Raw genomic sequence first — 25,926 nt, 5'->3', positions numbered from 1 at the left:
ATGGCAAAGCCTCCCAAGAAGCAGCGGCTATCTGTCTATCTCGAACCGGACGTCATGAAGGCGCTCGCCGCACACGCCGCCCGGCGCGATCAATCCCTCTCGCTGATCGCGGAAGCCGGCATCGCCTCTTTCCTGTCGCCTGATGCCGCCGAACGGCAGGAGGCTGCGACGACGAAGCGGCTCGACCAGCTCGATCGCCGACTGGCGCGCATGGAACGCGACCTCGGCATCGCCGTCGAAACGCTGGCCGTGTTCATCCGCTTCTGGCTGAGGACGAACCCGCCGCTCCCCGAGCCCGCCCAGGCCGCGGCGCGCTCCAAGGCCGGAGAGCGCTATGAAGCTTTCGTCACCGCGCTCGGCCGCAGACTCGCTCACGGACCGAAGCTTCGGCAAGAGATCTCGGAGGACGTAGATGCTGCGGGTCAGCCGAAGTGATTGTCGCACGCTGGGATTCTCGCGAAATCAGCCAGCCCCGCTTTCCGCCGTCTCAGTGCGCAGCAGCATCAAAGCTTCGCTATACGAGTCCGCCGTTGCAAGCCATGTGGGCGCCTGCTTTTCGATGCGCGCCCAAATACCGAGATCGTCGGCAGTTCGGATACCATTGCGCACGTTCTCGATAAAATAGCGCTCATAGCCACCATTCTGGTTTATCCATGCGTCTGCGACCGCTTCCACAGGAGGCTGATCGAGTTCCGGAATCGTCGCGGTTGCCAATATGATATCCAGCTCTACCGGCGTGCCATCGGCGTTTGTCGGCCAAGCGATATCAAACTGCCCATCGACCGTTACTACCGAAAACTCCTTCCCACCTGCGTTTTTGAAACAACAGCTCCAATCGGCGGCCAACAAATCACGCGCTCCGTTATTTCCAAAGAGAATACCGACGCTTCCCCACGCGCTGGCGATTGCACCGGATTTTGAGTTTGGGGCCTCGGCTTTCCAAAGTGCGCGAGCCTCGATCATCACGTCCTGGATGCTCTCGATATCGCGCTTGCAAGGCACGACGATGGCTAAGCCTGACGGCCCATCCCGACGAAACGTCATCGTGAATGTGCCGCCGCGGGAGTTCGATTTGCGACCGTAGTATATTGGCGCAGTCACCGAACTTTGTTGCTCAAGCTCGAGACGTTCATTTCGCCAATCCGCCCGCCCAACCGTCTCCGCATCCCACAAGAGCGAACCAACGACAAGAATCCCGCATTTCATTGTGGCTGTATTCCTTGTCTAAGATTGCAGATATTATTTTTACTGGCTTGCGTAGCAGCTTCTCCGTTTTCCATATCCGCAGAGAAACGTCACGTGATCGGCCCCACACTACCTTAGCTGAAACGACAATGCTCGGCGACATTCCGCCGTTTCCCTGTATTTGCACGCCACAGTACGACGACCACATTATGGTTGTTGTCAGGCCATGATTTCTGCCTCTTCTACTCATCCCCGATCCAGGGCCGCATGTCGCGGTCCCGCAAGAGAACGGGGACGACGTGGCGCCCACTCACCAGAAATCGGAGGCGATCCTTCGCGGCGCGCGCATGCTGCGCACGGCCCTCGGGCCGGCGATCGCCCGGTTTCTGGAAGACCCCGCGATCGTCGAGGTGATGCTCAACCCCGATGGGCGGCTCTGGATCGACCGGCTTTCTGAAGGGCTTTCCGACACGGGTGAGCTGCTGTCGCCGTCGGACGGCGAGCGGATCATCCGCCTCGTCGCCCATCATGTCGGTGCGGAGGTTCATCCCGGCGCCCCGCGTGTCTCGGCCGAGCTGCCCGAGACGGGAGAGCGGTTCGAGGGGCTGTTGCCTCCCGTGGTGTCCGCGCCGGCCTTCGCGATCCGCAAGCCCGCCGTCGCCGTCTTCACGCTCGACGATTACGTCGCCGCCGGGATCATGGCGGCCGGTCAGGCCGAGACGCTGCGCCAGGCCGTCGCCGACCGTCGCAACATCCTGGTCGCCGGCGGGACGTCGACAGGCAAGACCACGCTTACCAACGCGCTGCTAGCCGAGGTCTCGAAGACCTCCGACCGCGTCGTGCTGATCGAGGATACGCGCGAGCTGCAATGCGCCGCGCCAAATCTGGTCGCGATGCGGACCAAGGACGGCGTCGCCTCGCTCTCGGATCTGGTTCGCTCTTCGCTTCGCCTGCGCCCCGACCGCATCCCGATTGGAGAGGTGCGCGGCGCCGAGGCGCTCGATCTGTTGAAGGCCTGGGGCACCGGCCACCCCGGCGGCGTCGGAACGATCCACGCCGGCACCGCCATCGGCGCGCTGCGTCGGATGGAGCAGCTCATCCAGGAAGCCGTCGTCACCGTCCCGCGCGCGCTGATCGCCGAAACGATCGATCTCGTCGCCGTGCTCTCCGGCCGCGGCGCCTCGCGCCGGCTCGCCGAACTCGCCCGCATCGAGGGTCTCGGCCCCAACGGCGACTACCGCGTCACCCCCGCAAGCCAGCCCCTCACAGGAGACCCGTCATGATCCAGCATGCTTTGCGCATCCGCCGCCATATCGCCACGGCGGTGTCCGTCAGTTTTCTCACGCTGGCGCTCGCGCCGGCCGCCCACGCCTCCGGCTCGTCGATGCCCTGGGAGGCACCCCTGCAATCGATCCTCGAATCGATCGAGGGGCCGGTCGCCAAGATCATCGCGGTGATGATCATCATCATCACCGGCCTGACGCTCGCCTTCGGCGACACATCGGGCGGCGCGCGTCGTCTGATCCAGATCGTCTTCGGCCTGTCGATCGCCTTCGCCGCGTCCAGCTTCTTCCTGTCGTTCTTCTCGTTCGGCGGCGGAGCGCTCGTCTGATGGCCGACGGCGCGGACCATGGCGGCGAGCTGCCGGGCTTCTCGGTCCCGGTCCATCGGGCGCTGACCGAGCATATCCTGCTCGGCGGCGCCCCGCGCTCGCTCGCCATCCTCAACGGCACGCTGGCGGCCGCGCTTGGCCTCGGCCTTCGCCTCTGGCTGGTCGGCCTCGGCCTCTGGGCTGTCGGACATTTCGCGGCCGTCTGGGCTGCCAAGCGCGATCCGCAGTTCGTCGACGTCGTGCGCAAGCATCTGCGCATCCCCGGCCACCTGTCGGTCTGAGGAGCGACGCCGATGATGAACCTCGCCGAATATCGCAACCGCAATACGCGGCTCGCCGACTTCCTGCCCTGGGTCGCACTTGTTGGCGAAGGCATCGTGCTGAACAAGGACGGCAGCCTGCAGCGCACCGCAAGGTTCCGCGGCCCCGACCTCGACAGCGCCGTGCCGGCCGAGTTGGTCGCCGTCGCCGGCCGGCTCAACAACGCCTTCCGTCGCCTCGGCTCCGGCTGGGCCATCTTCGTCGAAGCGCAGCGCCATGGCGCCGCGACCTATCCGGCCAGCATGTTCGCCGACAGCGCATCCGGCCTGGTCGACGCGGAACGCAAGGCAGATTTCGAAGAGGCCGGCGCGCATTTCGAGTCGAGCTACTTCCTGACCTTCCTTTATCTGCCGCCCGCCGAGGATGCCGCGCGGGCAGAGACCTGGCTCTATGAGGGCCGCGATCACGCCGGTGTCGACGCGCATGAGATCCTGCGCGGTTTCGCCGACCGCACCGATCGCATTCTCCAGCTTATCGACGCCTTCATGCCGGAATGCGCCTGGCTCGATGACGGCGAGACGCTGACCTATTTGCACTCGACCGTCTCGACCAAGCGGCATCGCGTTCGCGTGCCCGAAACGCCGATGTATTTGGACGCGTTGCTCGCCGATCAGCCGCTGACCGGCGGGCTGGAGCCCCGGCTCGGTGACGCGCATGTCCGCATCCTCACCATCGTCGGCTTCCCGACGGCGACGACGCCCGGCATCCTCGACGAGCTGAACCGGCTGGCCTTTCCCTATCGCTGGTCGACGCGGGCCATCCTGCTCGACAAGACCGACGCCACCAAGCTGCTGACCAAGATCCGGCGGCAATGGTTCGCCAAGCGCAAATCGATCGCCGCCATCTTGAAGGAGGTAATGACGAACGAGGCCTCCGCCCTCGTGGACACCGATGCGTCCAACAAGGCGGCCGATGCCGACATGGCGTTGCAGGAGCTGGGCGCCGACTATGCCGGCCAGGCCTATGTGACCGCGACGATCACCGTCTGGGACGATGATCCCCGTATCGCCGCCGAGAAGCTGCGGATGGTCGAGAAAGTCATCCAGGGCCGCGACTTCACCGCGATGCCCGAGACGATCAACGCTGTGGACGCCTGGCTGGGCTCGCTACCCGGCCATGTCTACGCCAATGTCCGCCAGCCGCCGATCTCCACACTCAATCTCGCCCACATGATCCCGCTCTCCGCGGTATGGGCGGGACCTGAACGGGACGAGCACTTCGATGCACCTCCATTGCTTTACGGCAGAACGGAGGGCTCGACCCCGTTCCGGCTTTCCATCCATGTCGGCGATGTCGGCCATACGCTGATCGTCGGCCCCACAGGCGCCGGCAAGTCGGTGCTGCTGGCGCTGATGGCGTTGCAGTTCCGGCGCTATCCGCAATCCCAGGTCTTCGCTTTCGATTTCGGTGGCTCGATCCGGGCAGCCGCGCTCGCCATGCGTGGCGACTGGCACGATCTCGGCGGCGGCCTCACGGAGGGAGCAGACGACAGCGTGTCGCTTCAGCCGCTCGCGCGCATCGACGATGTCGCTGAGCGCGCCTGGGCCTCCGACTGGCTGGTCGCCATCCTGGGGCGCGAAAGCGTTCCGGTCACGCCCGAGGTCAAGGAGCATCTCTGGTCGGCGCTTTCGTCGCTGGCCTCCGCGCCCGTCAGCGAACGGACTCTGACGGGTCTGTCGGTTCTCCTTCAATCCAACGACCTGAAACAGGCGCTCCGACCTTATTGCGTCGGCGGCCCGTATGGACGTCTGCTCGACGCGGAGGCCGAGCATCTCGGCGAAGCCAACGTTCAGGTCTTCGAGACCGAAGGGCTCATCGGCACGGGCGCCGCTGCAGCGGTGCTCGCCTATCTCTTCCACCGCATTGAGGACCGGCTCGACGGGCGGCCGACGCTGCTGATCGTGGATGAAGGCTGGCTGGCGCTGGACGATGAGGGCTTCGCGGGCCAGCTCCGCGAGTGGCTGAAGACACTGCGCAAGAAGAACGCCAGCGTCATCTTCGCCACGCAATCGCTCTCAGACATCGATGGCTCGGCCATCGCGCCGGCTATCATCGAAAGCTGCCAGACCCGCATCCTGCTGCCGAACGAGCGCGCGATCGAGCCGCAGATCACCGCCATCTATCGCCGCTTCGGGTTGAACGATCGCCAGATCGAGATCCTCGCGCGGGCGGTGCCGAAGCGTGACTATTACTGCCAGTCACGGCGCGGCAACCGGCTGTTCGAGCTGGGCCTGTCGGACGTGGCGCTGGCGCTCTGCGCCGCATCGTCAAAACAGCACCAGGCGCTGATCGCCGAAGTTCACGCCCGCAGCGGCACTGACGGCTTTCTCGCCGAGTGGCTCGCCGAAAACCGGCTCGCGTGGGCCGCCGACCTCATCGCCGACCTCACCAACGTCATCCCCCAAACCGATCCGGAGGTACGCCCATGACTCGTTCCGTTCGTTCCCGCTCACGCGCCGCTCGGCTCGCCTTCTCCATTCTGGCGGCGCCTTTGGCGCTGTCACCGCTGCTCACCGCGCCGGCGCACGCCATCATCGTCTACGATCCCACCAATTACGCGCAGAACGTTCTTCAGGCCGCCCGCGCGCTTGAGCAGATCAACAACCAGATCACCTCGCTACAGAACCAGGCGCAGTCACTGATCAATCAGGCGCGCAACCTCGCGAGCTTGCCATACTCGTCACTGCAGCAGCTTCAGCAGTCCGTGCAGCGGACGCAACAGCTCCTCACCCAAGCGCAGAACATCGCCTACAATGTGCAGAACATCGACCAGGCGTTCCGCACGACCTACGGCAACGCGTCGATGACCGCCTCGGACCAGCAGCTCGTCGCCGGCGCGCGGGAGCGCTGGCAGAACACGGTCGGCGGCTTGCAGGATGCGATGCGCGTCCAGGCCGGCGTCGTCGGAAACATCGACACGAACCGGACCCAGATGTCAGCACTGGTCGGCCAGAGCCAGGGCGCCACCGGCGCTCTGCAGGCGACACAGGCTGGCAACCAGCTTCTCGCCCTGCAAGCACAACAGCTCGCCGATCTGACGGCTGTGGTCGCCGCAAACGGTCGCGCGCAGAGCCTGACCGAGGCCGAGCGCTCGGCCGCGGCCGAGCAAGGTCGCGAGCAGCGCCGTCGCTTCCTGACGCCGGGCAGCGGCTACCAGCCGGGCAACGCCCGCATGTTCCCTAACGGCAACTGAGGGCGCGGCGATGGACGGCAAGATGTTCGCCCGGCTTGGAGCCGTCGTGTTCGTCGCGGTCGCGATCACTGCGACCGCGATCGAGATGAGCCGGAAAGAGGAAGCGCCCGAGGCGTGGCCGTCCGGCCGCGCCGCCGTGACCGCGGCCGACCCGTTGCGCGACGAGCTGATCCGCTGCCAGGCGCTCGGCGAAGCCGGGCCGCGAGATCCGGCATGCCTGCGCGCCTGGGCCGAAAACCGCAATCGCTTCCTCGCGCCCGGCGCACGACCTGCCGAGCGACTGCCGGACATGCCGCCAGCGCCGCGAAACGACGCCATTCCCCGACCGGGCCGCACCGATCAGCCGGCCTTGGAGCCTGCCGCGCCGATCGCGCCGTCGCAGCTCAACGAGTCGAGATAACATCATGGGCGGCACCGGCGTCATCGACCATTTCCTCGAAGTATTCACCCGCTACATCGACAGCGGATTCGGGCTGCTCAGCGGTGAAGTCGCCTTCATCGCAACCACCCTGATCGTCATCGACGTGACGCTGGCTGCACTCTTCTGGAGCTGGGGCGCCGACGACGACATCATGGCCCGCCTGGTGAAGAAGACCCTGTTCGTCGGTGTCTTCGCCTACATCATCGGCAACTGGAACAACCTCGCCCGGATCATCTTCGAAAGCTTCGCCGGCCTCGGCCTGAAGGCCAGCGGGACGAGCTTCACCACGGCCGATCTGCTGCGCCCCGGCAAGGTCGCACAGACCGGTCTCGACGCTGGCCGGCCGCTGCTGGACTCTATCTCGAGCCTCATGGGCTACTGGTCGTTCTTCGAGAACTTCATCCAGATCGCCTGCATGTTCTTTGCCTGGGCGCTGGTGCTGCTCGCCTTCTTCATCCTCGCCATCCAGCTCTTCGTCACGCTCGTCGAATTCAAACTGACGACGCTCGCCGGCTTCGTGCTGATCCCGTTTGGTCTGTTTGGCAAGTCGGCGTTCATGGCCGAGCGCGTGCTCGGTAATGTCATCTCCTCCGGCATCAAGGTCCTAGTGCTCGCCGTCATCATCGGCATCGGCTCGACGCTGTTCTCCGAATTCACGTCAGGCTTTGGCGGCGCAACCCCCACTATCGACGAGGCCATGGCGATCGTGCTCGCGGCCCTGTCGCTGCTCGGCCTCGGCATCTTCAGTCCCGGTATCGCCAGTGGTCTGGTCTCCGGCGGCCCGCAGCTCAGCGCCGGCGCAGCGGTCGGCACGGGCATCGCCGCAGGCGGCATGGTCGCGCTCGGCGCTGGCGCCATCGGCGCCGCCGCCTCCGGTGGTGCTGCGCTGGCCGGCGGCGCCGCCGCTGCCGCTCGCGGCGGTGCTGCGATCGCCGGCGGCGCGTCCACCGCCTACAGCCTTGGCGCAGCAGGCCAGTCCGGTGCATCCGGGGTCGCATCCGGGCTCGGCGGCGTTGGCCGCGCTGGCGGCAGCGCCGCCGTCTCACCACTGCGCCGCGCCGCCTCGCGCGCCGCCGAAAGCATGCGCTCCAGCTTCAATGCCGGCGGCAAGGCCGCCTTCGAGGTGACGGGCGGCACATCCACCGCAGGCTCGATCGGCGGTGACGCGGCCGGTGACGGCGCCGCTGCCGCAAACTCCGCGAACGCCGGCGGTCCCCCCGCCTGGGCGCAGCGGATGCGCCGCTCGCAGCACATGACCCATGCCGCCCAGGCCGCGGCCCACGCCGTCCGCTCCGGCGACGCCCATGGCGGCGGCTCTTCCGTCAATCTTTCCGAAGGTGATCGCTGATGTTCAAACGACCCTCCACCCATTACGGCAAAGCCTCCGAGCCGGAGACGCCCTATCAGCGCGCCGCCCAAGTTTGGGATGAGCGCATCGGCGCCTCGCGCGTGCAAGCCAAGAATTGGCGGCTGATGGCGTTCGGCTCGCTGATCCTGTCCGCCGGCTTTGCTACCGCGCTCGTCGTGCAATCGGCGCGAGGCACGATCGTACCATGGGTGGTGCAGGTCGATCGACTCGGCCAGGCGCAGGCCGTGGCGCCTGCCGTCGCCGACTACCGGCCGACCGATCCCCAGATCGCCTTCCACCTCGCGCGTTTCATAGAGCAGGTCCGCTCGATTCCGTCGGACGCCATAATCGTCCGCCAGAATTGGCTGCGCGCCTACGACTTCACAACCGATCGCGGAGCCATGGCTCTCAACGACTATGCCCGGTCGAACGACCCGTTCGCGAAGGTCGGCCGCCAGCAGATCGCGGTCGACGTCTCCAGCGTCATTCGCGCGTCCCCCGACAGCTTCCGCGTCGCCTGGGTCGAGCGCCGCTATGAGAACGGCCAGCTCGCCGAGACCACGCGCTGGACCGCGATCCTGACGATCGTGGTGCAGATCCCGCGCAACGCCGACCGGCTCAGGGCGAACCCGCTGGGCATCTACGTCAACGCCATCAACTGGTCACGGGAGCTTGGGCAATGAAGCCGTATTTCCGTAAAGCCGGAAGCCCGGCTTCACACACATCCGTTGTCGCCACTTTCCGGAAAGCCGCATTCCCCGTCGTCCTACTGGCGACAACCGCGCTTGCCGGTTGCGCCACCGCAAATCCGCCGCCGGAAATCTCCTACGACAATGCGGCTCCGGCCGTGCAGACCGTCGATCCGCCTGCGCCCGTAACGGTAGTCGAACTGCCTCGGCCGCTGCCGCTGCCTGGCCAGTTGCAGCGCGTCGAGCCATCCCGGCGCATACCGGAACCGACCGATCCAACGGCGCGGGTGAACCAGGCCAATGCCGCCGCGCGCATCCAGCCGGTGCGCGACGGCTTCATCAACTCGATGCAGGTCTATCCGTTCACGCAAGGCGCGCTCTATCAGGTCTATACCGCCGTCGGGCAAATCACGGACATCGCTCTGCAGCCTGGCGAGCAGCTCGTCGGCTCGGGGCCAGTCGCCGCCGGCGACACCGTGCGCTGGATCATCGGGGATACCGAGAGCGGCTCGGGCGCGACCCGGCAGGTCCATATCCTCGCGAAGCCTACACGCACCGATCTGATGACGAACCTCATCATCAACACCAATCTGCGCACCTATCATATGGAGCTTCGCTCGACCGAGCGGACCTATATGGCGTCGGTCTCCTGGCAATATCCGCAGGACCAACTGATCGCTCTGCGCCGGCAGAACGCCGAAGCGCAGGCCTCCCAGCCGGTGGCGAGCGGCGTCGATCTCACCAACGTCAATTTCCGCTACGCCATCGACGGCGACCGTGCGCCGTGGCGACCACTGCGCGCTTTCGACGACGGCCGCCAAGTCTTCATCGAATTCCCGCGCGGAATCGGCCAAGGCGAGATGCCGCCGCTGTTCGTCGTCGGCCCCGAGGGCAGCACCTCCGAACTCGTGAACTACCGGGTCCGCGGCAACCATATGATCGTCGACCGGCTCTTTGCCGCCGCCGAACTGCGCTTTGGTTCCGGCGATCACCAGAAGCGCGTGCGCATCACCCGCACCGACGGGCGGCCAGCGTCATGAGTGACAACGAGCGCCCGAACGAGCAAACACCAGCTGACGATACCCAGCCCTTGACCGGCGAGCCGGTTAGCGCCGCGCCTATGCGACTGCGGGCCGAGCCGCCACGTGTCACTCGGCTATCGCGTAAGGTTCTCGCAGGAATCGGCCTCGTCGCCAGCGTCGGGCTTGGTGGCGCACTCGTCTATGCGCTTCAGACCCGCGATGGCACGCGCTCGAACGAGGAACTCTATTCGACAGAGAACCGCTCAACCGCCGATGGGCTCGCCGGATTGCCGCGTGACTATAGCGGTGTACCGCGCCTTGGTCCGCCCCTGCCGGGAGATCTCGGCCGCCCGATCCTCGGCGCGCAGGAGCGAGGCCAGCCTGTTCCAACTCCTGGCATCGCCACTCCCAATCCAGGCATCAGTCCGGAAGAACAGCGCAGGCTGCAGGAGATCGAAACCGCCAGAACCAGTCGACTATTTTCCGGCACCGAGACGCGCACTGGGGCCTCCGTGGCGGCGCCTGCTATCGCTCCGCTGCCAGCGCCTGACCTCGCGGGCCTTGGCCTCGCGCCTCCGCCGGCGACACCATCGGCGCAGGACCGCCAAACCGCCTTCCTCAACGCGGCGCCTGATCGCCGCACGGTTGCGGTCGATCGTGTCATCGCGCCCGCATCTCCGAACATCCTGCAGGCAGGCGCAGTCATATCGGCCGCGCTGATCACCGGCATCAGATCCGATCTGCCAGGCCAGATTACCGCCCAGGTCACCGAGAACATCTACGACAGCCCGACCGGACGTATCCTCCTCGTGCCGCAGGGCACGCGCGTCATCGGCCAGTACGACAACAACGTGCAGTTCGGGCAAAGCCGTGTGCTGCTCGTCTGGAACCGCCTGGTCTTTCCGAACGGTCGCTCGATCGTTCTCGAGCGTCAGCCAGGCGCAGACGCCGAAGGATTCGCCGGTCTCCAGGACGGCGTCGACTATCACTGGTGGGATCTGGCGAAGGCGGCAGGGCTCTCGACCTTGCTCAGCGTCGGCGCGGAGCTGGCCACAAACGACGACGATCGACTAATTAGCGCGATCCGCAACGGCGGGCAGGACACGATAAACGACGCCGGCCAGCAGATCGTGCGCCGTCAGCTTAACATCGCGCCGACCCTGACGATACGACCGGGCTTTCCTGTGCGCGTGATCGTCACTCGGGATTTGATACTCGAACCATATGGAGGATCGTGATGACGAAATTGAAGCTCGGGCCGATCGCGAACGACAAGCCGGTCAAAGTCACACTCGCGCTGCCGGCTGCGCTGCATAGCGATCTCATCGCCTATGCCGAAATTCATGCGATGGAAACTGGACAATCTGTCGGAGATGCGATGCGTTTGATCCCACCGATGCTGGAGCGATTTCTTGGGACAGATCGGGCGTTCATCCGCGCCCGACGGCTGTTGGCGGATCAAGCCCGCTAGACCGCATTTTTACTTAATTGGAGCATCACTTTTAGAGCGTGACCTCATTTGCATTTCTCCAAATCACACTCAAAGAGATGACCTCTTTGGCACCGTCGATGCGAATAAAAACAACTCCTCCATACCCGTCCGTAACTCAGTAACCGGGTGAACATCGGAACTCCGAGCCTACGCTCAAGAATCTGTATCCGCCGACTAGCGGATGACTAAGAGACGTTGAGGGATTCGGCTGCACGCCGAAAGCTACCATGCTCGGCGGCTAACCGGTGATCCCGTCTTCAACTGACGCCAAAAGGAGTGCGATTGCAGCCGGTCATAGTGCGCCAGCAATCTAGGAAGTTGCCCGCAAGACTCTCGATTCAATTCCAAAGCCCGTTGCCCGACGGTCAATTCATGCGCCGCGCCATTGCCTTCATGAGGGCGCTCCATCCGCGCGCGCCAACAAGGTTGCGAATGGTGAGAAAGGGGAATGCCAAAACAGGGTAACGCAGACGCTTCGTTCCGTCGGTGGCCGCGCAATAAATGGTTTGCGCCACCTTCCCGGGACCGGGAAGACTGGCCGCTGTTTTTTCCCAAGTTTTGTCAAAGCCATCGCTAAGGGCTTTGTAAGCGGGGTGTGGCGTCCGAACCATGCTACTGCCATCAAAATTGGTCCGCGAGCCGCCCGGCTCGACCAGTTTCACCCGAATGCCATGCCCCTGCAGCTCGTACTGCAAGGTTTCGGTCAGGCCCTCCACCGCGAACTTCGTTGCGTGATAGGTCGAGAAGAGGGGAAGGGTCACCCGGCCACCGAGTGACGAGACATTGATGATCACGCCGTTTCTGACCGCTCGCATCAAGGGCAGGACTAGTTGTGTCATCTCGATGACGCCCATCAGGTTCGTGTCGATCTCGCGTCGAATATCGGCAGGTGATGCGCCTTCGAGCGGGCCCATTAACCCGAAGCCTGCGTTGTTGACCAGGACGTCGATCCCGCCAAACCGGCTAACGGTTTCATCGATCGCAAACTGCATAGAAGCACGATCTGTCACATCAAGCCTTGGCGCGAACAGTCCCGCCGGCACAGTCCACGCTTCAGCTTTTTCCGGCGAACGCATGCTTGCCACGACGTTCCAGCCCTTCGACTTGAACAACAGTGCGGCATCTTTGCCAAAGCCGCTCGACGCACCGGTAATCAGGACCGTATTGGTCATGTTGGTCTTCCATGAGAGCTGCGTCTCTTGATTTGCGTTGAGAGGTGACCTCCGTATTCGTGGCTGGGTCCTGATTTTTTCTTAACAGCATTTTCGGATGCGCCACTTAGAGAAGAAGCCCGTAATGTCCTTGATAAAAACAGCTTGATCGAAGCTTGCGACATCGTGGCTTCGATTGGAGGCGTCGCGGTCTTTTTGTTCAACTTCCAGCTCCTGGTGGGCTAAGACTTTCCCGCAGTACGAGGCTGCAGCCGGGCTGCCCTACTGGGAACCACGTATCCGGCATTGCGGTCCTTCTTGCTCGTTTCCAGAAATATAGCCCTTCAGACTGGTGTGAGAATACGCTACAAACGGCATGACCTTGTGAAGAATTGACACCAATGCCCAAAGCGACGTTCGCCGACCTAATCGCCTTCTCCGCCATAGCCGCACACCGCAGCTTCCGGGCCGCGGCTGATTCACTCGGCGTGTCGCGCTCATCATTGAGCCATACCATGCGAGCGCTGGAGCAAAGTCTCGGCGTCCGCTTGCTCAACCGCACGACCCGCAGCGTCTTCCCTACCGATGCGGGCCAGCGCCTCCTAGAACGCATCCTCCCGGCGCTTCGCGATCTCGACACGGCGCTGGACGAAGTGTCGGATGACCGCGGGCGACCTAGCGGGTCGCTAAGGATCAACGCCAATGAAATTGCCTTACGCATCCTGCTGGCTGAGGTGGTCCCGCAATTCCTCGCGCGACATCCTGAGGTCGAGCTAGATCTCGTGACCGACAGCCGGCTGATCGACATTGTGGCGGAGGGCTTTGACGCAGGTGTCCGTCTTTACGACGCGACGCCCAAGGACATGGTCGCGGTCCGGTTCGGGGGAAACGTAAGGTTTCTTGCCGTCGCATCGCGAGACTATCTCGCCCGTCACGGTCGGCCTGTGACCCCCGACGACCTCCACCATCACCGATGCATCCGCATACGGCTTCCGAGTGGGAAACGCTATCGCTGGGAATTCGAGAGGTTCGGCCAAGAGGCTGTCGTCGACGTGCCGGGGGCGCTGACCCTGGATCATGCCGGCTTGACGATCCAAGCCGCCTTGGACGGACTTGGCGTCGCCTACGTCCCTGAACCGGCGGTCGAGCCGTTCCTCCGGACCGGCGAATTGGTCTCGGTGCTCGAGGACTGGAGCCCACCTGGTCCGGGTCTCTGCCTCTACTACCCGAGCAATCGTCACGTGCCCGCCAGCTTGCGTGCGTTCATCAATCTCATGAAGGAGACTGGACTCCGTGACATGGATCATCGGTCGGTTGACCGGCGAATTGAGGGCAGCGCCACCATCGTTAGCTAAAGAGCACTAACGGAGCATGTCTGGTAGGCGTGCCGGGCAGCTCCCGATGCGGGCGCCCACATCGTCGCGCTGTCGCTAGCGCTAGACGAAGAGTTCTTGGCTCGCGAAACTGGGCAGCCGGTTACTGGTCCGGCCGAGCTGATCGCATCGACGGTTCGGCGCTTCATCGCGACCGATCGCGGCTTTCCGAATGCACGCCGTCAACGGGATGATACTCGAATTCCCGGGGACCCGAGAGGGGGTGGCGGTGGCGGGCGAAGCACAGCACCCCCGACGAGCGGGGTGCTGTACATGCAGCCGCCCTGATTAAAGTAGACTTTCGGACAGCCCCCCAACCTGTGCCAAAATGCTAGCCCGGCAAGCGACCGCTGGGCATGAGAGCCGGCGAAACGAAGCAAGCAAGCCTATCAGCCAAGAGCGATTACTCTCGCTCTGGCAAGGGTTCTGCTTGCGGAAGCAGCCGGGGGAGGCGGAGGGTGGCGAGGAACAAAAGCACGTGTAGCGCGCAGAGCAGACCGAATGCCGCGATGAAGGCGTCCGATGTCGTCGAAACGCCGGGCGTGGCGGCAAGGCGCAACCCGAGAACGACCGCGCAGAGCGTCGTCAGGGTCGGGCCACCCAAGCGCTGGATGATATTCATGGCAGTCGTCGCCATCGGTAGGTCCTGGCGGTCCACCGATGCATAGCCCGAGGTGACGGACGGAATGCCGATAGCGCTGAGGCCCACGCCCCGGACAAAAAGGCTTACCACGAGCACAGTGACGATCAGGCCGTGGTAGGCTAGCAAGGCGAACGGCAGTGTCCCGGCCAGGGCCAAGAGGGCCCCCGCTGCCGCGACCCGACGGATACCGAACTCTTTGGTGAGGCGACCCATGAAGGGATAGGTGCACATCATGCCCAACCCCAGCGGTGCCAGCAGCCACCCGGTTTGGCTTGGAGACAGGCCGCATGCGCGGACCAGATAGATCGGAATGAGCATCTGGCCGGCGAAGGAAATGCCGTTGAGCATGAACATGGCGGCGATCGAGGCAGAGAATGCTTGGTCTTTGAACAGCCGCAGATCGATCAAAGCCGCGTCGCCTTTCGCGCGCGCGGTTCGGTAAAACAGCCCGAACAGGATGATGGAGACTGTCAGGGTCGCGATGCCAATCCGCTCGCCCAGATGTTCCGAACCATAGAGGAATAGCACCAGCCCCGGCGACAGCAGGATCAGCCCGAGCAGGTCAAGGCCGCGAGGGCGCGTCTCTTGCGCGTCGTTGGGCAAGAACGCCGCCGCCAGCGCCAGCGCAAGTACGCCGACCGGCAGATTGATAAGGAAAAGCCAGCGCCAGGAGGCGAACTGAAGGATGGCGCCGGCGACGACGGGACCGAGAAGCGGCGCCAGCAGGACTGGCAATGCAGCGACGCTGACCACCTGCGCCATGTGTTTGCCGGCAGCGCGGGCGATCATCATCTGCGTCATGGGTGCAAGCAAGCCGCCGCTCATGCCCTGCAGGACACGGAAGACGATTAGCGAATTGGAGGACCATGCCAGGCCGCACAGCGCTGAAGAGAGTGTGAAGGCCGCAAAGCACCAGACGTACAGAGCCTTGGCGCCGATGCGATCGACGAGCCAGCCGTTTATCGGCAGCATCAGTGCAAGCGCCAAGAGATAGCCACTTGTCACCCACTGGATTGCCGACAGGCTGACGTGCAGATCGGCAGCAAGAGGAGCGAGCGACACATTGACGACCGTGGCGTCGAGTTGCGCCATGAACGAGCCGATTGCCGCCACCGAGACCACTTTCCAAACGCGAGGCGGGAGCCGATCAGCTCGATCGTCGCCGCCAGACAACGGCAACCGGCTCGCCTTCGATGACGGACTCATGCGCAATGGAGGAGATTGACGATTTCGCGAGTAGACCCGGTTTCGCCCAATCGTGGAAATATCCGGGTAACGCTGTTGTCGTGTGCCTCGGGGCTCAGATCCGTCATCGCGTCAAGTGCAAGGGTGACGTTAAGTCCCAGCTCATAGCCGTGGCGGGCGGTCGACTCCACGCCCATGCTGGTGGCGACACCGGCGACTACCACCTGGGTGACGCCTAGCGCCTTCAACTGCGCCTCCAAATCGGTATGTGTGAAGGCGCTCCACGTCCTCTTGGTGACCAAAAGGTCGCTAAGTTGCACGTCCAACTCAGGCACGAGATCAGCCCAATCTGCCGGCAAACCATCGAGGCTGCGGCTCTGTTCGGTGCGGCCCGGCGCGACGCCCGTGGCGTTGACTAGCACCACCGGCAAACCGTGGCGCCGGAACGCGGCAGTCAGAACAGCGGCAGAAGTCAGGATGCCGTCCATGGGATGTACGGTTGGCAAGCCGACGAGGCCTTTCTGCAGGTCGATGACAATGAGCGCGGTTTTAGGATCTAGCGTCGTGACGGTCATGGGGGAGCCTTATGGTTGTCAGGAGTCGAGGAGGCGTTTGAGGAGGTCCACAGCGTCAGCAAGCTGATGCTGCTCCTGCGCCGTCAGTCGTGCCTGCAAGGTGCGCAGTAGCCAGTCCCGCCGCGCCGTGCGCGCCGCGCTGATCCAAGTGCGGAAATGATCAGTGAGCGAGATGATGGTTTGCCGCCCGTCCGAAGGATCGGGAGCGCCTGCTACATACCCGGCAGCCTCCAAGACTGCGATGATCGCGCCCATCGATTGCGGCCGCATAGCCTCCGCCCGCGCCAGCGCGCTTCCGGTCGTGGGTCCGTCGCGCTCCAACCGTAGGAGCACCGACTTTTGGGCCCGCGTGAGATCGCCCGTATCTGCCTCCTCACGAAGGCGCCTGCTGAGCGCACCAATCACGATGTGGAGCTCTGCGGTGAGCGAGGAAACCTCAGTGTCTTCGGAATTGACTGACTTTGCTTTCATGCTCGCGAGAATGGCATATATGAAGCTAAACTTCAAAGTTTTTCTACATATGGAAAATCAGGTGTGCCATTTGCTGCGTAAGCGCCGTCCCCCTCACACCTTGACTTCGATCATTTACAATTGTGTCAGGGGAAATCAGTGAGGAGTCTTCAGATCATGACATCAGCAGCCGACCCGATATTTTTGCGCAGCAGAGACGCGTCCTGTCTGGGTGGTCGTCCGAATAAACGGGAATACTCCCGGCTGAACTGCGATGCACTTTCATATCCCACCTCAAACGCCGCGTGAGCCGCATCTGTATCGGCTGCCAGCAAACGGCGGGCAGCGTGAAGACGAAGCATCTTCTGGTACTGGAGTGGACTTGTGGATGTTGCTTGCCGAAAATGCCGATTGAAGGAAGGAATGCTCATTCCTGACCGCTCGGCGACGTCTTTAATCTCTAGGGGTTGGTCGAAGTGCTGGCGTATCCATTCGATTGCCTCCCTTACTTTAGAAAGTTTTCCCTCTTCACGCCCTATCTGGCGGAGCAGCGAGCCGTGCGGACTTTGCAGAAGTCGATACATCAGCTCACGTTCGCGCGATGCCGCCAGTGCGGGGATGTCCTCCGGCGTATCAAGCAAGGCGAGATAGTTGTCCCAGGCTTCGACAAGCTGACGGGATGCCAACGCGACACTAAAGGCTGAAGTGCCCCTGTTCGTTGAACTGGAGGGCACGTCGGCAACGAGGGCGTTGAAGGCATCCTTATCAATCGTTAGGCTTGTTGCCACATAGGGGCTGATGCGAGTTCCTTCAAAGACATAGCGCGTCGTCGGTAGTTCGACGAGCGACGCAAAACAGCTTCCGGCCTCGTAGCGAAGCATCTTCTCCCCGACCAGCATCTGCTTTGCGCCCTGTAGGACCAGGCACACGCCCTGCCCACAGGTCCCTGCCGTCGGTGCGGAGCCGTCCGAGACAACGCCAATGCCAACGCGGGGAATCGCCGTCCTCATCCTGATTCCATCGGTATGGCGCAGAACGCGGTCGCGCATCTTTTCCAGCAAATCTTCCATGCCATAGCTGTGACATGCATCTCAGCGGCTTGCAATGATCTGATCCGATTGGGCAATGATAAAAGCGAATTTGGCACGCGAATAATGGCAAAAACCAACATATTGGGCAAGTCGAGACGGTGCAATCGCCCCGTTTACTTTTATGAATTGGACGACCAGATGACAAAAATTCTTGGTGCGAAATCGACTACCGATGAGGTTCTCGATGGTATCGATCTAACGGGTAAACGTTACCTCGTAACGGGGGTGTCGTCAGGCATAGGCGTGGAGACGGCCCGTGCCTTGGTCGCGCATGGTGCTCAGGTGATCGGGACGGCCCGCGATCTGGAAAAGGCCCGAGCGGCAACAGACAAGGCAGGCTTCAAAGTCGATCTGCTTGCAGTCGATCTGGCAGACCTGACGAGCGTCCGCGCCGCCGCTGACAAGCTTGTGGCGGATGGCGTGTTAATCGACGGCATTATCGCCAATGCCGGGGTCATGGCCACGCCTTTCGGTCACACGGCGGACGGTTTTGAAACCCAGTTCGGAACGAACCATCTAGGCCACTTTGTGCTCGTCAACCGGATAGCATCCCTGATCCGCAACGGCGGTCGCCTTGTTACGGTCTCGTCGAATGGCCATCGCTGGGCGGATGTCGATCTCGCCGACCCAAACTTCGAAAATCGGTCCTATGACCCATGGGTTAGCTACGGCGGTTCGAAGACGGCCGTTATCCTCTTCGCCGTAGAGTTTGATCGTCGCCATCGCGGTCGCGGTATCCGCGCCACATCCCTGATGCCAGGCGTGTCCCATACAAATCTAGCGCAGCATCTGTCGCAGGATGACCTCGCTGTGCTTGGCAAGAGGATCGCCACGGAACTCGCGACGGCTGGCCAGACATTCGAGTTCAAGACGATCCCTCAGGTCGCTGCAACCTCCGTCTGGGCCGCAGTGGTTGCCGACGGTGAATCTGTCGGCGGTCGCTATTGTCAGGATTGCCAGATCGCGCCAGTTGACGACGCTCCCGGCATTCGTATTGGGGTGATGTCCTATGCCCTTGATCCTGAACGCGCCAAATTACTTTGGAAAAAGAGTGAGGAGCTTGTGGGAGAACGCTTCTTATAGGTGGATGGCATCGGTGAAGATTGCTCTTGGCCGGTGCCTTCATTGCCCATGACCGCATTGGGGCGGCACGTTTTTACGTAGCCGGATGGCTCCATGGCAAGAGACCGTCGATCCGGCTTTGCTTATGACCGTTAACAATGGCGGTCAGCGTTGCGGTCAGATAGGCAAGTGGATCGACGGCGTTGAGCTTGCAGGTCTCTATGAGCGACGCGATGGTCGCCCAGTTCTCGGCACCGGTGTCGTGTCCAGCGAAGAGAGCATTTTTGCGATTGAGAGCAATCGGCCGGATAGTTCGTTCGACGGTGTTGTTGTCGATCTCAATTCGACCGTCAGTCAGGAAGGCGCGGAGTCCGTCCCAGTATTTGGCGACATAGGCGAGTGCTTCGCCCAGAGGCGACTTGCTAGCGACGCGGGCGCGGTGATGGACAAGCCAAGCGTGCATGTCGGCGACCAGCGGCACTGACCGTTCCTGCCGCCCGACAAGGCGAGCCTCTGGATCGAGGCCACGCAGTTCGGCCTCGATCCGATACAGTTCACCGATCCGTTTGACGCCGTCCTCGGCAATGGGTGACGATCCGTTACGGGTGATCTCGACCAGCTTGCGACGAGCATGTGCCCAACAATACGAAAGCCGAATGTCCGGCCCGATACGGTCTGGCCCGATCAGCCGATTATATCCGGCGTAGCCATCGACCTGCAGGATGCCGGAGAAGCCCTGCAATATCCGTTCGGCATGAATGCCTCCCCGACCGGGCGCGTAGGTGAAGGCGACCCCAGGCGGAGCGCCGCCATTCCATGGGCGATCATCTCTAGCCAGCGCCCAGAAGTATCCGGTCTTGGTTTTGCGCGAGCCGGGATCAAGCACCGGAGCACGGGTCTCGTCCATGAAGAGCTTGGTTGAGCGCTTTAGGTCGGCAATCAGCGCATCGAACACAGGCCGCAGCTCGTAGGCTGCCCGACCGACCCAGTCGGCAAGCGTAGAGCGGTCGAGATCGATGCCCTGGCGGCCCATGATCTGCGCCTGCCGATAGAGTGGAAGATGATCGGCATATTTGGAAACCAGCACATGGGCGACCGTCGCTTCGGTCGGCAGGCCTGCCTGGATCAGCCGTGCTGGAGCCGGTGCCTGAACAACGCCGTCGGTGCAGGTACGGCATGCATATTTGGGCCGACGGGTGACGATGACGCGGAACTGCGCCGGGACGAGGTCCAACCGCTCGGAGACATCTTCGCCGATGCGATGCAGGCAACCGCCGCAGGCGCAGATCAGGCTTTCCGGTTCGATGATCTCTTCGACACGGGGAAGATGCTGAGGAAGCGAGCCACGATTGGTCGCGCGGGGCTTGGTGGCTCTGCTACCAGCGTGAGCGTCTGCCTCTTCTTCGGCATGAATCACTGCCATGGCCGTTTCTAAGTCTTCCAGCGCCAGATCGAACTGGTCGGGATTGGTCTTCTCGGATTTGCGTCCGAAGGCTGCTTGCTTGAAGGCCGCTACTAGCTTCTCAAGCCGTTCAATCCGCTCATCCTTGCGGGCGATCTGGGCGTCTTTGCCTACTTCGCGTGCCTGCGCCGCAATCACCATCGCCTTCAGGGCGGCAACGTCATCGGGAAGATCGGCGGTATTGAGCATGGCCATAACCTACCAAATCCCAACCTGAGTTGCCTTAGATTTTGCAGCCCTGAGTCATCGTGCCGCAGCTATTCGATGGTCTCCGGCGTCCTCGCCTTGACCGCATGAACCCGCCGCCAATCGAGGCCAGCAAACAGGGCTTCGAACTGGGCGTGGGTCAGCGTCATCAGTCCATCCTTGATGCCGGGCCAGGTAAAGGTGTGCTCTTCCAACCGCTTGTAGGCCAGGACGATACCAGAGCCATCCCAGTAGATCAGCTTCAGCCGATCTGCCTTACGAGATCGAAACACGAAGACCGTTCCCGTGAACGGGTCTTTGTGTAGCTCGTTCTTTACAAGCGCTGCCAATCCGTCATGACCTTTCCGGAAGTCCACGGGCTTCGTCGCCACCACTATCCGCACGCGGTTTGATGGAAAGATCATGGTGTGGCCGCCAAGGCACGCGCGATGTCAGCAATCCGCGCAGCAGACGCTCCTTCCTCAAGACGGATCGTGACTGGTCCGACCACAATCTCGGCGCGGGACGCTGCTTTAGCCGTCGAAGGCTCCTGCGTCTGAAGTGATGCGGACGTCTCGACAACCATGGACGCAAATTCGAATACGTCTTCCGGCGCAGGTAAAACCAGCTTGCCCTCCCGTGCCAGCGTTCGCCAAGACGACAGGTGGTTAGGTTTTAGCCCGTAGCGTTCCGCCACCTCGTTCACCGTCACACCCGGCCGCAAGCTCTCGGACACGATCCTGGCCTTGACCTCATCAGGCCAGTACCGCTGCCCCTCACGTCGGCCCCGCCGCGTCGTGAGAACCTCCAATGTAGTGTCCATGGAGAAACTCCTTGTCGCTCATCCATGGGAAGGCGATCACAGATGACGCAGGAAGGCGCAACGTGGGCATAGAACACCGGTTACTTTGCTGCCTTGCCCAGGCGATCATGCTTACGAGGTGCGAAGATCTCGTTTCCAAGGAACGGATGGGAGTTCTGCTCGAGGCTGTGCAAGGCCCGCCAATCATTCAAGAGCGGCGAGCGATTTGACTTAACTACAATGCGGCCGACCGGATGACTTAGATATTGAAGAACGCCGATCGCTCGTGCTCCTTTCGGGCGATCTCTGCAGCGGAGCGCTTGTGAAGCTCCACTGCATATTCGGCAGCTTCGTCTACTGACGTTCATAATCTTCCTCCGGAGAGGCCACGAACCGTCTCAGGCCAAATCTCGTGTCATCTCCAAGCTCGCCACAGGGCACAGATCGGAGATTGGCAGTGGCGACGCTGCCGAATACTGCGATGCCTCTAGCAGATCGGAGTATCTTCGATCTGTCCGGTCATCCTTTTGGCCAATCCTAGCATAGCCGTGCGAAGATGATCGCAAAGGAGCCGCACGCGCTTCGTTCTCCGTGTGTCGCCATGCGTCAGCAGCCACACGTCGCCGGCGCGCCTTGTCGGGCTCCCCGGAACGCGAACGAGCACCAGATCGGCATCCCCCAGAAAGCACGGAAGCAGCGTAATTCCCATGCCAGCGCGGGCCGCCTCGAACTGCGAGCGCATCTCCGCAAACCTTATCGGGGTCGCCGCCATCGCGATGCCGCCCTCCGGTCGCCAGTCGAAGGGTACGATCTCGTTGGGTCCGAGCAGCCATGCGATCGACGACCCGGCCGCCAAATGCTCGCGATTGACATAGAAGCCCATGTGGAACTCGCAGAGCCTCGTGCCATAGAGATTGTCGGGCGGCGTTCCATCGCCAACAACCACACGCAGGGCGACGTCTGCTTCCCGGTTCAGCAAATTGGCCACCGATCCCGACCCGATGATCTCCAGGGCGATGTCCGGATAGGCACTCCTGAATGCCGCCAGCGTTGGCATCAGAAGGTCCGTCGCCAGCGAAACGGGAAGCGTGAACCTCAACGGCCCCGAAACACTTTGATCGCGCCCGAAAATCCTCGCCTCGATCTGCGATGATGCCATAGCCATCTGTCCCGCAAGCTCAATGATATCACCTCCGGCATCCGTCAGACGGTATCCAGTGGACAGCTTGTCGAACAGCTTAGCGTTCAGCTTTTCCTCTAACCTTCCGATGCCACGGATGATCGTCGCGTGGTTGACGCCGAGTGCATCCGCCGCCGCGCGAACGGTGCCACCTTCCGCGACGGCTAGAAACATGCGCAACTCGTCCCAGTGGTCCAATGGTGCGTTTTCTCACATTCGTTGTGTGCAGACCGACAGTTTAAAGCGATCTTTCCTTCAGGCATGCTTAAATCGCCGACGGACATTGTGCAATATCGCACGGCGTTGGTGGGATATGGTCACAACGAGAGAGACGAACAGCAAAATGATGACACCCCTATGCGGACGGACCTACCAGCTGTTTCTTGCCGCTGCGGTGGCGGCTTTGATGGCGGGAGCAATCGCTTCGCATGCGCGGCCCAAGGAAATGCGTTCTGCTCGAATCGACGCGCCTACTGGTCCGATGGAAGGGCTGGAGGAAAACGGGACGCTCCAGTTTCGCGGCATCCCCTATGCCAAGCCGCCTGTCGGCGATCTACGCTGGCGTCCGCCCGTCGCCGAACCCAGGTGGAGCGCCGTGCGCGACGCGACGAAGTTCGGCCCTCAGTGCGCGCAGATCAACACGCTTGCGACTTTCGCAGGCCCGCCGAACAACAATGAAGACTGCCTGTACCTGAACGTCGTCACCTCAGACACGGCTGCCGCCTCGGCGCGGCTGCCGGTGATCGTCTGGTTTCACGGCGGGGGTAATTTCACAGGGGCGGCCGATGCGTACGACCCCCGCTCGCTGGTGAACGGTGGCGGCGTCGTCGTGGTGACATTGAACTACCGACTGGGAGTTCTCGGATGGCTCGCCCACCCCGATCTCGACGCGGAAGGGCATCCATTCGCGAACTACGGTCTGCTCGATCAACAGATGGCCCTTGCGTGGGTGCAGAAGAACATCTCGGCTTTCGGAGGCGATCCTGGGAACGTCACCATTGCTGGCCAGTCCGCCGGGTCATTCGACGTTCAGGCGCACATGACGTCGCCGCTAGCAAAAGGACTTTTCCATAAAGCCATCATGGAAAGCGGCGTCGAAGAAGCCACACCGTTAAAGGAAGCCGAAGCGCTGGGCTTACGCTTTTCCGAAGAGGCCGGATGCGGAAACGAACCGCAGTCCGTCGCCTGCCTTCGCCGGCTACCCGTGGAACGCCTGATGGCCGTCCAGGGCACGGCAGGAAAATATCCCGCCAATGACGGAGTTGTCGCCGATGGGACGGTCGTACCCGCCGAAGGACTGTCGGCGGTCTTCGAGGAGGGCAAGTTCTCCCACGTGCCTGTTCTTAGCAGCACTATGCGAGATGAATGGAACTTCCTGACCGGCGTCCAGCAATTCATATCCGGCAGAAAGACACCGCTGACGGCAGACGACTATGAAATGTTCGTCGCGGCGCGCGCTGGAGGAATTCAGAGTGTCGAAGAGTCAATCCGAAAGCACTACCCGCTCTCCCACTATCGCACCCCACAGCTCGCCATTGCGGCGATCGGTACGCAGGGCGGCCCCTGGTTCCAGTGCGCGACCCGCGATCGGCTCAACTCCCTATCGAAGGTCTCGCCGGTCTATGCATATCAGTTCAACGACCGCACCGCGCCGTCAAACCTTCCTGTAATGGAAGGGTTCGAACCGCTGGCCGACCATACTGCGGATATCCAGTACCTGTTTCGAGGATTTCGTGGCGGACCGTCCGGCATAAGCCATCCGCTCAATGCGAAACAGACCAGGCTGTCAAACACGCTGATCGCTGCCTGGACCAACTTTGCACGCACAGGCTCGCCGAATGGGCAGGATGACAATGCTTGGCCGAAATACAATCGGACGGCCCAGCCTGCTGTCGTGATTGCCGACCTTCAGGGCATGACGACCGTCTCTGACGACAGATTCGCCGCAGACAACCAGTGTGAATTTTGGGAAAGCATCAAACATTTGAGATAAAGGGCGGAGGCGAGAAATGCCTAGCGCCAAGCCATTCCAGAGTAGGAGAATGCCATGTCAAGACGCTCTACAGGTCAGCGCGCCCTTCGTGAGATAATGGGACCAGAAGGAGAGAATCTAATCGGTGCGGCGGAGTCAGACACCTTCGGCGCAGCTATTGCGGGCTTTGCCGTCGATCATGCCTTCGGTGAAATCTGGACCCGCCCGGGACTGGACCGGAAGGCGCGCAGCCTGATCACTTTGACGGTCATGGTGGCCCTGAAGCAGCCAGATGAGTTTGCGATCCACATGCGCGCAGGTCTGCGGAACGGTCTAACGCTGGTGGAGATTGAGGAGACGATGGTGCAGGCGCTGCCTTATGTTGGTTTCCCCGCGGTTTCGACTGCGCTCGCGGCTGCCGCCAAGGTCATTGAGCAAGATAAGCTCGATCAACACTCTCACGACAAGCGCGACCGTAGCCTGCTATAGGAAAGCCTCTGCACTAACTCCTGCTAGACCGAGGTAAGCCACCCCGATCAAACTGGCGAAGTCATCGGCTCCGCGCTGTTTCGGCGACAGTGCCGCGCCGGCAGCTAGCAAGCAATTGGGCTGTCTGCAGAAATCTCAGGAAGGCTGGATTGTCATTGGCCGATGACCACACGATGCTGAACGGCACGATATCCGCTCGGGCGGTCAGCGGCCGCAGCACCAGCCCCGGCACCTTCACGAATGTCCACGCCGCTGAGGCCAGAGTGATGCCTTGGCCAAGGCTGACGAGGTTCATGAGCGTATCCTGCAGCGCCGCCTTCTCTTCGATTTCGGGATAGGTGCTGTAGTCGGCGGATCGGCGAACGATATAGTCATGCACCTCGGGACCGGGCTCGCCCCGGCTCACGATGAAATGCTCCGCTTTGAGGTCCGGCCAGTCGAGCTTGGCTCTGGCGGCCAGCGGGTGGCGTTCAGGCAGCGCGACATGGACGCGCTCGCGCCATAGCTCTCGCGTTTCGCATCCCGGAACGGAACCAGCGCCTGTGATGACGGCGGCATCCAAGCGCCGAGCCCTGACCGCCGCCAGATGCTCGCGCCGGCCGCCGTCACGAACGTCAATGGTGACCCGTGGATGCTTTACCGTATAGTTCTGGACGAGATGGCGCAGGAAGCCGCCCGCCAGCGAGGTGAGAATCCCGATCCGCACCAAGCCCGATTCAGCCCTCCGTGCAGCCCGCGCTGAGCGCCTTGCGAACTCGAGCTGTTCGAGAGCCGGCGAAACCTCGGCTAGGAACTGCTGTCCGGCCGGCGTCAGCCGCACGCCGCTGCGAGCCCGCTCGAACAGCGCCACTCCAAGATTGTCTTCAAGTTGCTTCAGTGCACGACTGACGTTCGACTGATCGACTTGGCACATCTCTGCGGTGCGCCTGAAGCTGCCCACCTGGGCGGCAACCGTGAGGTAACGCAGTTGCCGGAGGGCATGCATCATTCCGCCGCCCCCCCCACCGGAGCGGCGCGAAAGC

Annotated in this window: 27 protein-coding genes and 1 pseudogene; 17 read left to right on the top strand and 11 right to left on the bottom strand. The window is 62.4% G+C overall.

What is annotated here, in order from left to right; translation table 11 throughout:
- Positions 1-435 (top strand): CopG family transcriptional regulator, encoded by a 435-nt coding sequence (locus ABKW30_RS20240; protein WP_348600719.1) that lies wholly within the window; start codon positions 1-3, stop codon positions 433-435.
- 27 nt (positions 436-462) lie between these two features.
- On the opposite strand, the gene ABKW30_RS20235 is transcribed toward ABKW30_RS20240, so the two are convergent.
- On the bottom strand, positions 463-1,206 hold the full coding sequence (locus tag ABKW30_RS20235; protein ID WP_348600718.1) for a hypothetical protein: 744 nt from the start codon (positions 1,204-1,206) through the stop codon (positions 463-465).
- Between the two features lie 278 nt (positions 1,207-1,484).
- Here ABKW30_RS20235 and trbB point away from each other — a divergent pair, with 278 nt between their 5' ends.
- Genes trbB through ABKW30_RS20180 form a run of 11 tightly spaced genes read left to right on the top strand, consistent with a single transcriptional unit; the run spans position 1,485 to position 11,262 of the window.
- Positions 1,485-2,468: a P-type conjugative transfer ATPase TrbB gene (gene trbB, locus ABKW30_RS20230; protein WP_348600717.1), complete on the top strand. Its 984-nt coding sequence runs from the start codon at positions 1,485-1,487 to the stop codon at positions 2,466-2,468.
- Positions 2,465-2,797, top strand: a complete 333-nt coding sequence (locus ABKW30_RS20225) for a TrbC/VirB2 family protein (protein WP_099555744.1) — start codon at positions 2,465-2,467, stop codon at positions 2,795-2,797. Before trbB ends, ABKW30_RS20225 begins: the two co-directional genes overlap by 4 nt.
- Positions 2,797-3,078, top strand: a complete 282-nt coding sequence (locus ABKW30_RS20220) for a VirB3 family type IV secretion system protein (protein ID WP_008827607.1) — start codon at positions 2,797-2,799, stop codon at positions 3,076-3,078. The genes ABKW30_RS20225 and ABKW30_RS20220 overlap by 1 nt, the downstream gene beginning before the upstream one ends.
- Positions 3,079-3,090: 12 nt before the next feature.
- Positions 3,091-5,547, top strand: a complete 2,457-nt coding sequence (gene trbE / locus ABKW30_RS20215) for a conjugal transfer protein TrbE (protein ID WP_348600715.1) — start codon at positions 3,091-3,093, stop codon at positions 5,545-5,547.
- Positions 5,544-6,311 carry a P-type conjugative transfer protein TrbJ gene (trbJ, locus tag ABKW30_RS20210; RefSeq protein ID WP_348600714.1) on the top strand — a complete coding sequence of 256 codons (768 nt, stop codon included), beginning with the start codon at positions 5,544-5,546 and terminating at the stop codon, positions 6,309-6,311. Before trbE ends, trbJ begins: the two co-directional genes overlap by 4 nt.
- Positions 6,312-6,321: 10 nt before the next feature.
- Entirely contained in the window at positions 6,322-6,711 is a 390-nt protein-coding gene (gene trbK-alt, locus ABKW30_RS20205; RefSeq protein ID WP_348600713.1) for a putative entry exclusion protein TrbK-alt, read from the top strand.
- A gap of 4 nt (positions 6,712-6,715) precedes the next feature.
- The gene (gene trbL, locus ABKW30_RS20200; protein ID WP_348600712.1) at positions 6,716-8,080 is read left to right on the top strand and encodes a P-type conjugative transfer protein TrbL; all 1,365 of its coding nucleotides are present in this window, start codon (positions 6,716-6,718) and stop codon (positions 8,078-8,080) included.
- Positions 8,080-8,763 carry a conjugal transfer protein TrbF gene (gene trbF / locus ABKW30_RS20195; protein WP_348600711.1) on the top strand — a complete coding sequence of 228 codons (684 nt, stop codon included), beginning with the start codon at positions 8,080-8,082 and terminating at the stop codon, positions 8,761-8,763. The genes trbL and trbF overlap by 1 nt, the downstream gene beginning before the upstream one ends.
- Positions 8,760-9,809, top strand: a complete 1,050-nt coding sequence (gene trbG, locus ABKW30_RS20190; RefSeq protein WP_348600710.1) for a P-type conjugative transfer protein TrbG — start codon at positions 8,760-8,762, stop codon at positions 9,807-9,809. The genes trbF and trbG overlap by 4 nt, the downstream gene beginning before the upstream one ends.
- The gene (locus tag ABKW30_RS20185; RefSeq protein ID WP_348600709.1) at positions 9,806-11,029 is read left to right on the top strand and encodes a TrbI/VirB10 family protein; all 1,224 of its coding nucleotides are present in this window, start codon (positions 9,806-9,808) and stop codon (positions 11,027-11,029) included. The genes trbG and ABKW30_RS20185 overlap by 4 nt, the downstream gene beginning before the upstream one ends.
- Complete coding sequence (locus ABKW30_RS20180; protein WP_348600708.1) at positions 11,029-11,262, top strand: DUF2274 domain-containing protein; 234 nt, start codon at positions 11,029-11,031, stop codon at positions 11,260-11,262. The genes ABKW30_RS20185 and ABKW30_RS20180 overlap by 1 nt, the downstream gene beginning before the upstream one ends.
- Before the next feature lie 386 nt (positions 11,263-11,648).
- On the opposite strand, the gene ABKW30_RS20175 is transcribed toward ABKW30_RS20180, so the two are convergent.
- Positions 11,649-12,455, bottom strand: coding sequence for an SDR family oxidoreductase (locus ABKW30_RS20175; protein ID WP_348600707.1), 807 nt, complete (start codon positions 12,453-12,455; stop codon positions 11,649-11,651).
- Between the two features lie 380 nt (positions 12,456-12,835).
- Here ABKW30_RS20175 and ABKW30_RS20170 point away from each other — a divergent pair, with 380 nt between their 5' ends.
- Entirely contained in the window at positions 12,836-13,789 is a 954-nt protein-coding gene (locus tag ABKW30_RS20170) for a LysR family transcriptional regulator (protein WP_348600706.1), read from the top strand.
- Between the two features lie 90 nt (positions 13,790-13,879).
- Positions 13,880-13,993: pseudogene (locus ABKW30_RS20165) on the top strand (DUF2274 domain-containing protein); the annotation flags it as partial.
- A gap of 217 nt (positions 13,994-14,210) precedes the next feature.
- Here the strand turns inward: ABKW30_RS20165 and ABKW30_RS20160 are convergent.
- The 4 genes from ABKW30_RS20160 to ABKW30_RS20145 form a co-directional block, all read right to left on the bottom strand.
- On the bottom strand, positions 14,211-15,563 hold the full coding sequence (locus ABKW30_RS20160; protein WP_348600705.1) for a DHA2 family efflux MFS transporter permease subunit: 1,353 nt from the start codon (positions 15,561-15,563) through the stop codon (positions 14,211-14,213).
- 89 nt (positions 15,564-15,652) lie between these two features.
- Positions 15,653-16,210, bottom strand: a complete 558-nt coding sequence (locus tag ABKW30_RS20155) for an isochorismatase family protein (RefSeq protein ID WP_348600704.1) — start codon at positions 16,208-16,210, stop codon at positions 15,653-15,655.
- A gap of 18 nt (positions 16,211-16,228) precedes the next feature.
- Positions 16,229-16,681, bottom strand: coding sequence for a MarR family transcriptional regulator (locus tag ABKW30_RS20150; RefSeq protein ID WP_348600703.1), 453 nt, complete (start codon positions 16,679-16,681; stop codon positions 16,229-16,231).
- A gap of 149 nt (positions 16,682-16,830) precedes the next feature.
- On the bottom strand, positions 16,831-17,730 hold the full coding sequence (locus ABKW30_RS20145) for an AraC family transcriptional regulator (RefSeq protein WP_348600702.1): 900 nt from the start codon (positions 17,728-17,730) through the stop codon (positions 16,831-16,833).
- Positions 17,731-17,889: 159 nt separating this feature from the next.
- Here ABKW30_RS20145 and ABKW30_RS20140 point away from each other — a divergent pair, with 159 nt between their 5' ends.
- The gene (locus ABKW30_RS20140) at positions 17,890-18,834 is read left to right on the top strand and encodes an SDR family NAD(P)-dependent oxidoreductase (protein ID WP_348600701.1); all 945 of its coding nucleotides are present in this window, start codon (positions 17,890-17,892) and stop codon (positions 18,832-18,834) included.
- Between the two features lie 73 nt (positions 18,835-18,907).
- Here the strand turns inward: ABKW30_RS20140 and ABKW30_RS20135 are convergent, their stop codons facing one another.
- From ABKW30_RS20135 to ABKW30_RS20120, 4 genes are all read right to left on the bottom strand, one after another.
- On the bottom strand, positions 18,908-20,464 hold the full coding sequence (locus ABKW30_RS20135) for an IS66 family transposase (protein WP_348600700.1): 1,557 nt from the start codon (positions 20,462-20,464) through the stop codon (positions 18,908-18,910).
- Between the two features lie 68 nt (positions 20,465-20,532).
- Positions 20,533-20,886, bottom strand: coding sequence for an IS66 family insertion sequence element accessory protein TnpB (gene tnpB / locus ABKW30_RS20130; protein WP_348600699.1), 354 nt, complete (start codon positions 20,884-20,886; stop codon positions 20,533-20,535).
- Entirely contained in the window at positions 20,883-21,284 is a 402-nt protein-coding gene (locus tag ABKW30_RS20125) for a transposase (RefSeq protein WP_348600698.1), read from the bottom strand. The genes tnpB and ABKW30_RS20125 overlap by 4 nt, the downstream gene beginning before the upstream one ends.
- A gap of 466 nt (positions 21,285-21,750) precedes the next feature.
- Positions 21,751-22,641 carry a LysR family transcriptional regulator gene (locus tag ABKW30_RS20120; protein WP_348600697.1) on the bottom strand — a complete coding sequence of 297 codons (891 nt, stop codon included), beginning with the start codon at positions 22,639-22,641 and terminating at the stop codon, positions 21,751-21,753.
- A gap of 145 nt (positions 22,642-22,786) precedes the next feature.
- On the opposite strand from ABKW30_RS20120, the gene ABKW30_RS20115 reads away from it, so the two are divergent.
- Positions 22,787-24,436, top strand: coding sequence for a carboxylesterase family protein (locus tag ABKW30_RS20115; RefSeq protein WP_348600696.1), 1,650 nt, complete (start codon positions 22,787-22,789; stop codon positions 24,434-24,436).
- A gap of 54 nt (positions 24,437-24,490) precedes the next feature.
- Positions 24,491-24,904, top strand: coding sequence for a carboxymuconolactone decarboxylase family protein (locus tag ABKW30_RS20110; protein ID WP_348600695.1), 414 nt, complete (start codon positions 24,491-24,493; stop codon positions 24,902-24,904).
- 61 nt (positions 24,905-24,965) lie between these two features.
- Here ABKW30_RS20110 and ABKW30_RS20105 read toward each other — a convergent pair whose 3' ends face one another.
- Positions 24,966-25,892 carry a LysR family transcriptional regulator gene (locus ABKW30_RS20105; RefSeq protein ID WP_348600694.1) on the bottom strand — a complete coding sequence of 309 codons (927 nt, stop codon included), beginning with the start codon at positions 25,890-25,892 and terminating at the stop codon, positions 24,966-24,968.
- Between the last annotated feature and the right edge of the window lie 34 nt (positions 25,893-25,926).

Origin of the sequence: Phyllobacterium sp. SB3, from assembly GCF_040009165.1 — a bacterium.
Taxonomy (GTDB): Bacteria; Pseudomonadota; Alphaproteobacteria; order Rhizobiales; family Rhizobiaceae; genus Phyllobacterium.
The sequence above is the reverse complement of the archived record's forward strand: the minus strand, read 5'-3'. Positions and strand labels throughout refer to the sequence as shown.

Excerpts from the sequence above, each read along its gene's own strand:
- ABKW30_RS20140 (WP_348600701.1), top strand. The coding sequence starts at position 17,890 with ATGACAAAAATTCTTGGTGCGAAATCGACTACCGATGAGGTTCTCGAT.
- tnpB (WP_348600699.1), bottom strand. The coding sequence starts at position 20,886 with ATGATCTTTCCATCAAACCGCGTGCGGATAGTGGTGGCGACGAAGCCC.
- trbJ (WP_348600714.1), top strand. The coding sequence starts at position 5,544 with ATGACTCGTTCCGTTCGTTCCCGCTCACGCGCCGCTCGGCTCGCCTTC.
- ABKW30_RS20145 (WP_348600702.1), bottom strand. The coding sequence starts at position 17,730 with ATGGAAGATTTGCTGGAAAAGATGCGCGACCGCGTTCTGCGCCATACC.
- trbL (WP_348600712.1), top strand. The coding sequence starts at position 6,716 with ATGGGCGGCACCGGCGTCATCGACCATTTCCTCGAAGTATTCACCCGC.
- ABKW30_RS20185 (WP_348600709.1), top strand. The coding sequence starts at position 9,806 with ATGAGTGACAACGAGCGCCCGAACGAGCAAACACCAGCTGACGATACC.
- ABKW30_RS20115 (WP_348600696.1), top strand. The coding sequence starts at position 22,787 with ATGATGACACCCCTATGCGGACGGACCTACCAGCTGTTTCTTGCCGCT.
- ABKW30_RS20125 (WP_348600698.1), bottom strand. The coding sequence starts at position 21,284 with ATGGACACTACATTGGAGGTTCTCACGACGCGGCGGGGCCGACGTGAG.
- ABKW30_RS20175 (WP_348600707.1), bottom strand. The coding sequence starts at position 12,455 with ATGACCAATACGGTCCTGATTACCGGTGCGTCGAGCGGCTTTGGCAAA.
- trbK-alt (WP_348600713.1), top strand. The coding sequence starts at position 6,322 with ATGGACGGCAAGATGTTCGCCCGGCTTGGAGCCGTCGTGTTCGTCGCG.
- ABKW30_RS20180 (WP_348600708.1), top strand. The coding sequence starts at position 11,029 with ATGACGAAATTGAAGCTCGGGCCGATCGCGAACGACAAGCCGGTCAAA.
- trbE (WP_348600715.1), top strand. The coding sequence starts at position 3,091 with ATGATGAACCTCGCCGAATATCGCAACCGCAATACGCGGCTCGCCGAC.
- ABKW30_RS20240 (WP_348600719.1), top strand. The coding sequence starts at position 1 with ATGGCAAAGCCTCCCAAGAAGCAGCGGCTATCTGTCTATCTCGAACCG.
- trbF (WP_348600711.1), top strand. The coding sequence starts at position 8,080 with ATGTTCAAACGACCCTCCACCCATTACGGCAAAGCCTCCGAGCCGGAG.
- trbG (WP_348600710.1), top strand. The coding sequence starts at position 8,760 with ATGAAGCCGTATTTCCGTAAAGCCGGAAGCCCGGCTTCACACACATCC.
- ABKW30_RS20150 (WP_348600703.1), bottom strand. The coding sequence starts at position 16,681 with ATGAAAGCAAAGTCAGTCAATTCCGAAGACACTGAGGTTTCCTCGCTC.
- ABKW30_RS20105 (WP_348600694.1), bottom strand. The coding sequence starts at position 25,892 with ATGATGCATGCCCTCCGGCAACTGCGTTACCTCACGGTTGCCGCCCAG.
- ABKW30_RS20110 (WP_348600695.1), top strand. The coding sequence starts at position 24,491 with ATGTCAAGACGCTCTACAGGTCAGCGCGCCCTTCGTGAGATAATGGGA.
- ABKW30_RS20135 (WP_348600700.1), bottom strand. The coding sequence starts at position 20,464 with ATGCTCAATACCGCCGATCTTCCCGATGACGTTGCCGCCCTGAAGGCG.
- ABKW30_RS20155 (WP_348600704.1), bottom strand. The coding sequence starts at position 16,210 with ATGACCGTCACGACGCTAGATCCTAAAACCGCGCTCATTGTCATCGAC.
- ABKW30_RS20225 (WP_099555744.1), top strand. The coding sequence starts at position 2,465 with ATGATCCAGCATGCTTTGCGCATCCGCCGCCATATCGCCACGGCGGTG.
- ABKW30_RS20235 (WP_348600718.1), bottom strand. The coding sequence starts at position 1,206 with ATGAAATGCGGGATTCTTGTCGTTGGTTCGCTCTTGTGGGATGCGGAG.
- ABKW30_RS20170 (WP_348600706.1), top strand. The coding sequence starts at position 12,836 with ATGCCCAAAGCGACGTTCGCCGACCTAATCGCCTTCTCCGCCATAGCC.
- ABKW30_RS20220 (WP_008827607.1), top strand. The coding sequence starts at position 2,797 with ATGGCCGACGGCGCGGACCATGGCGGCGAGCTGCCGGGCTTCTCGGTC.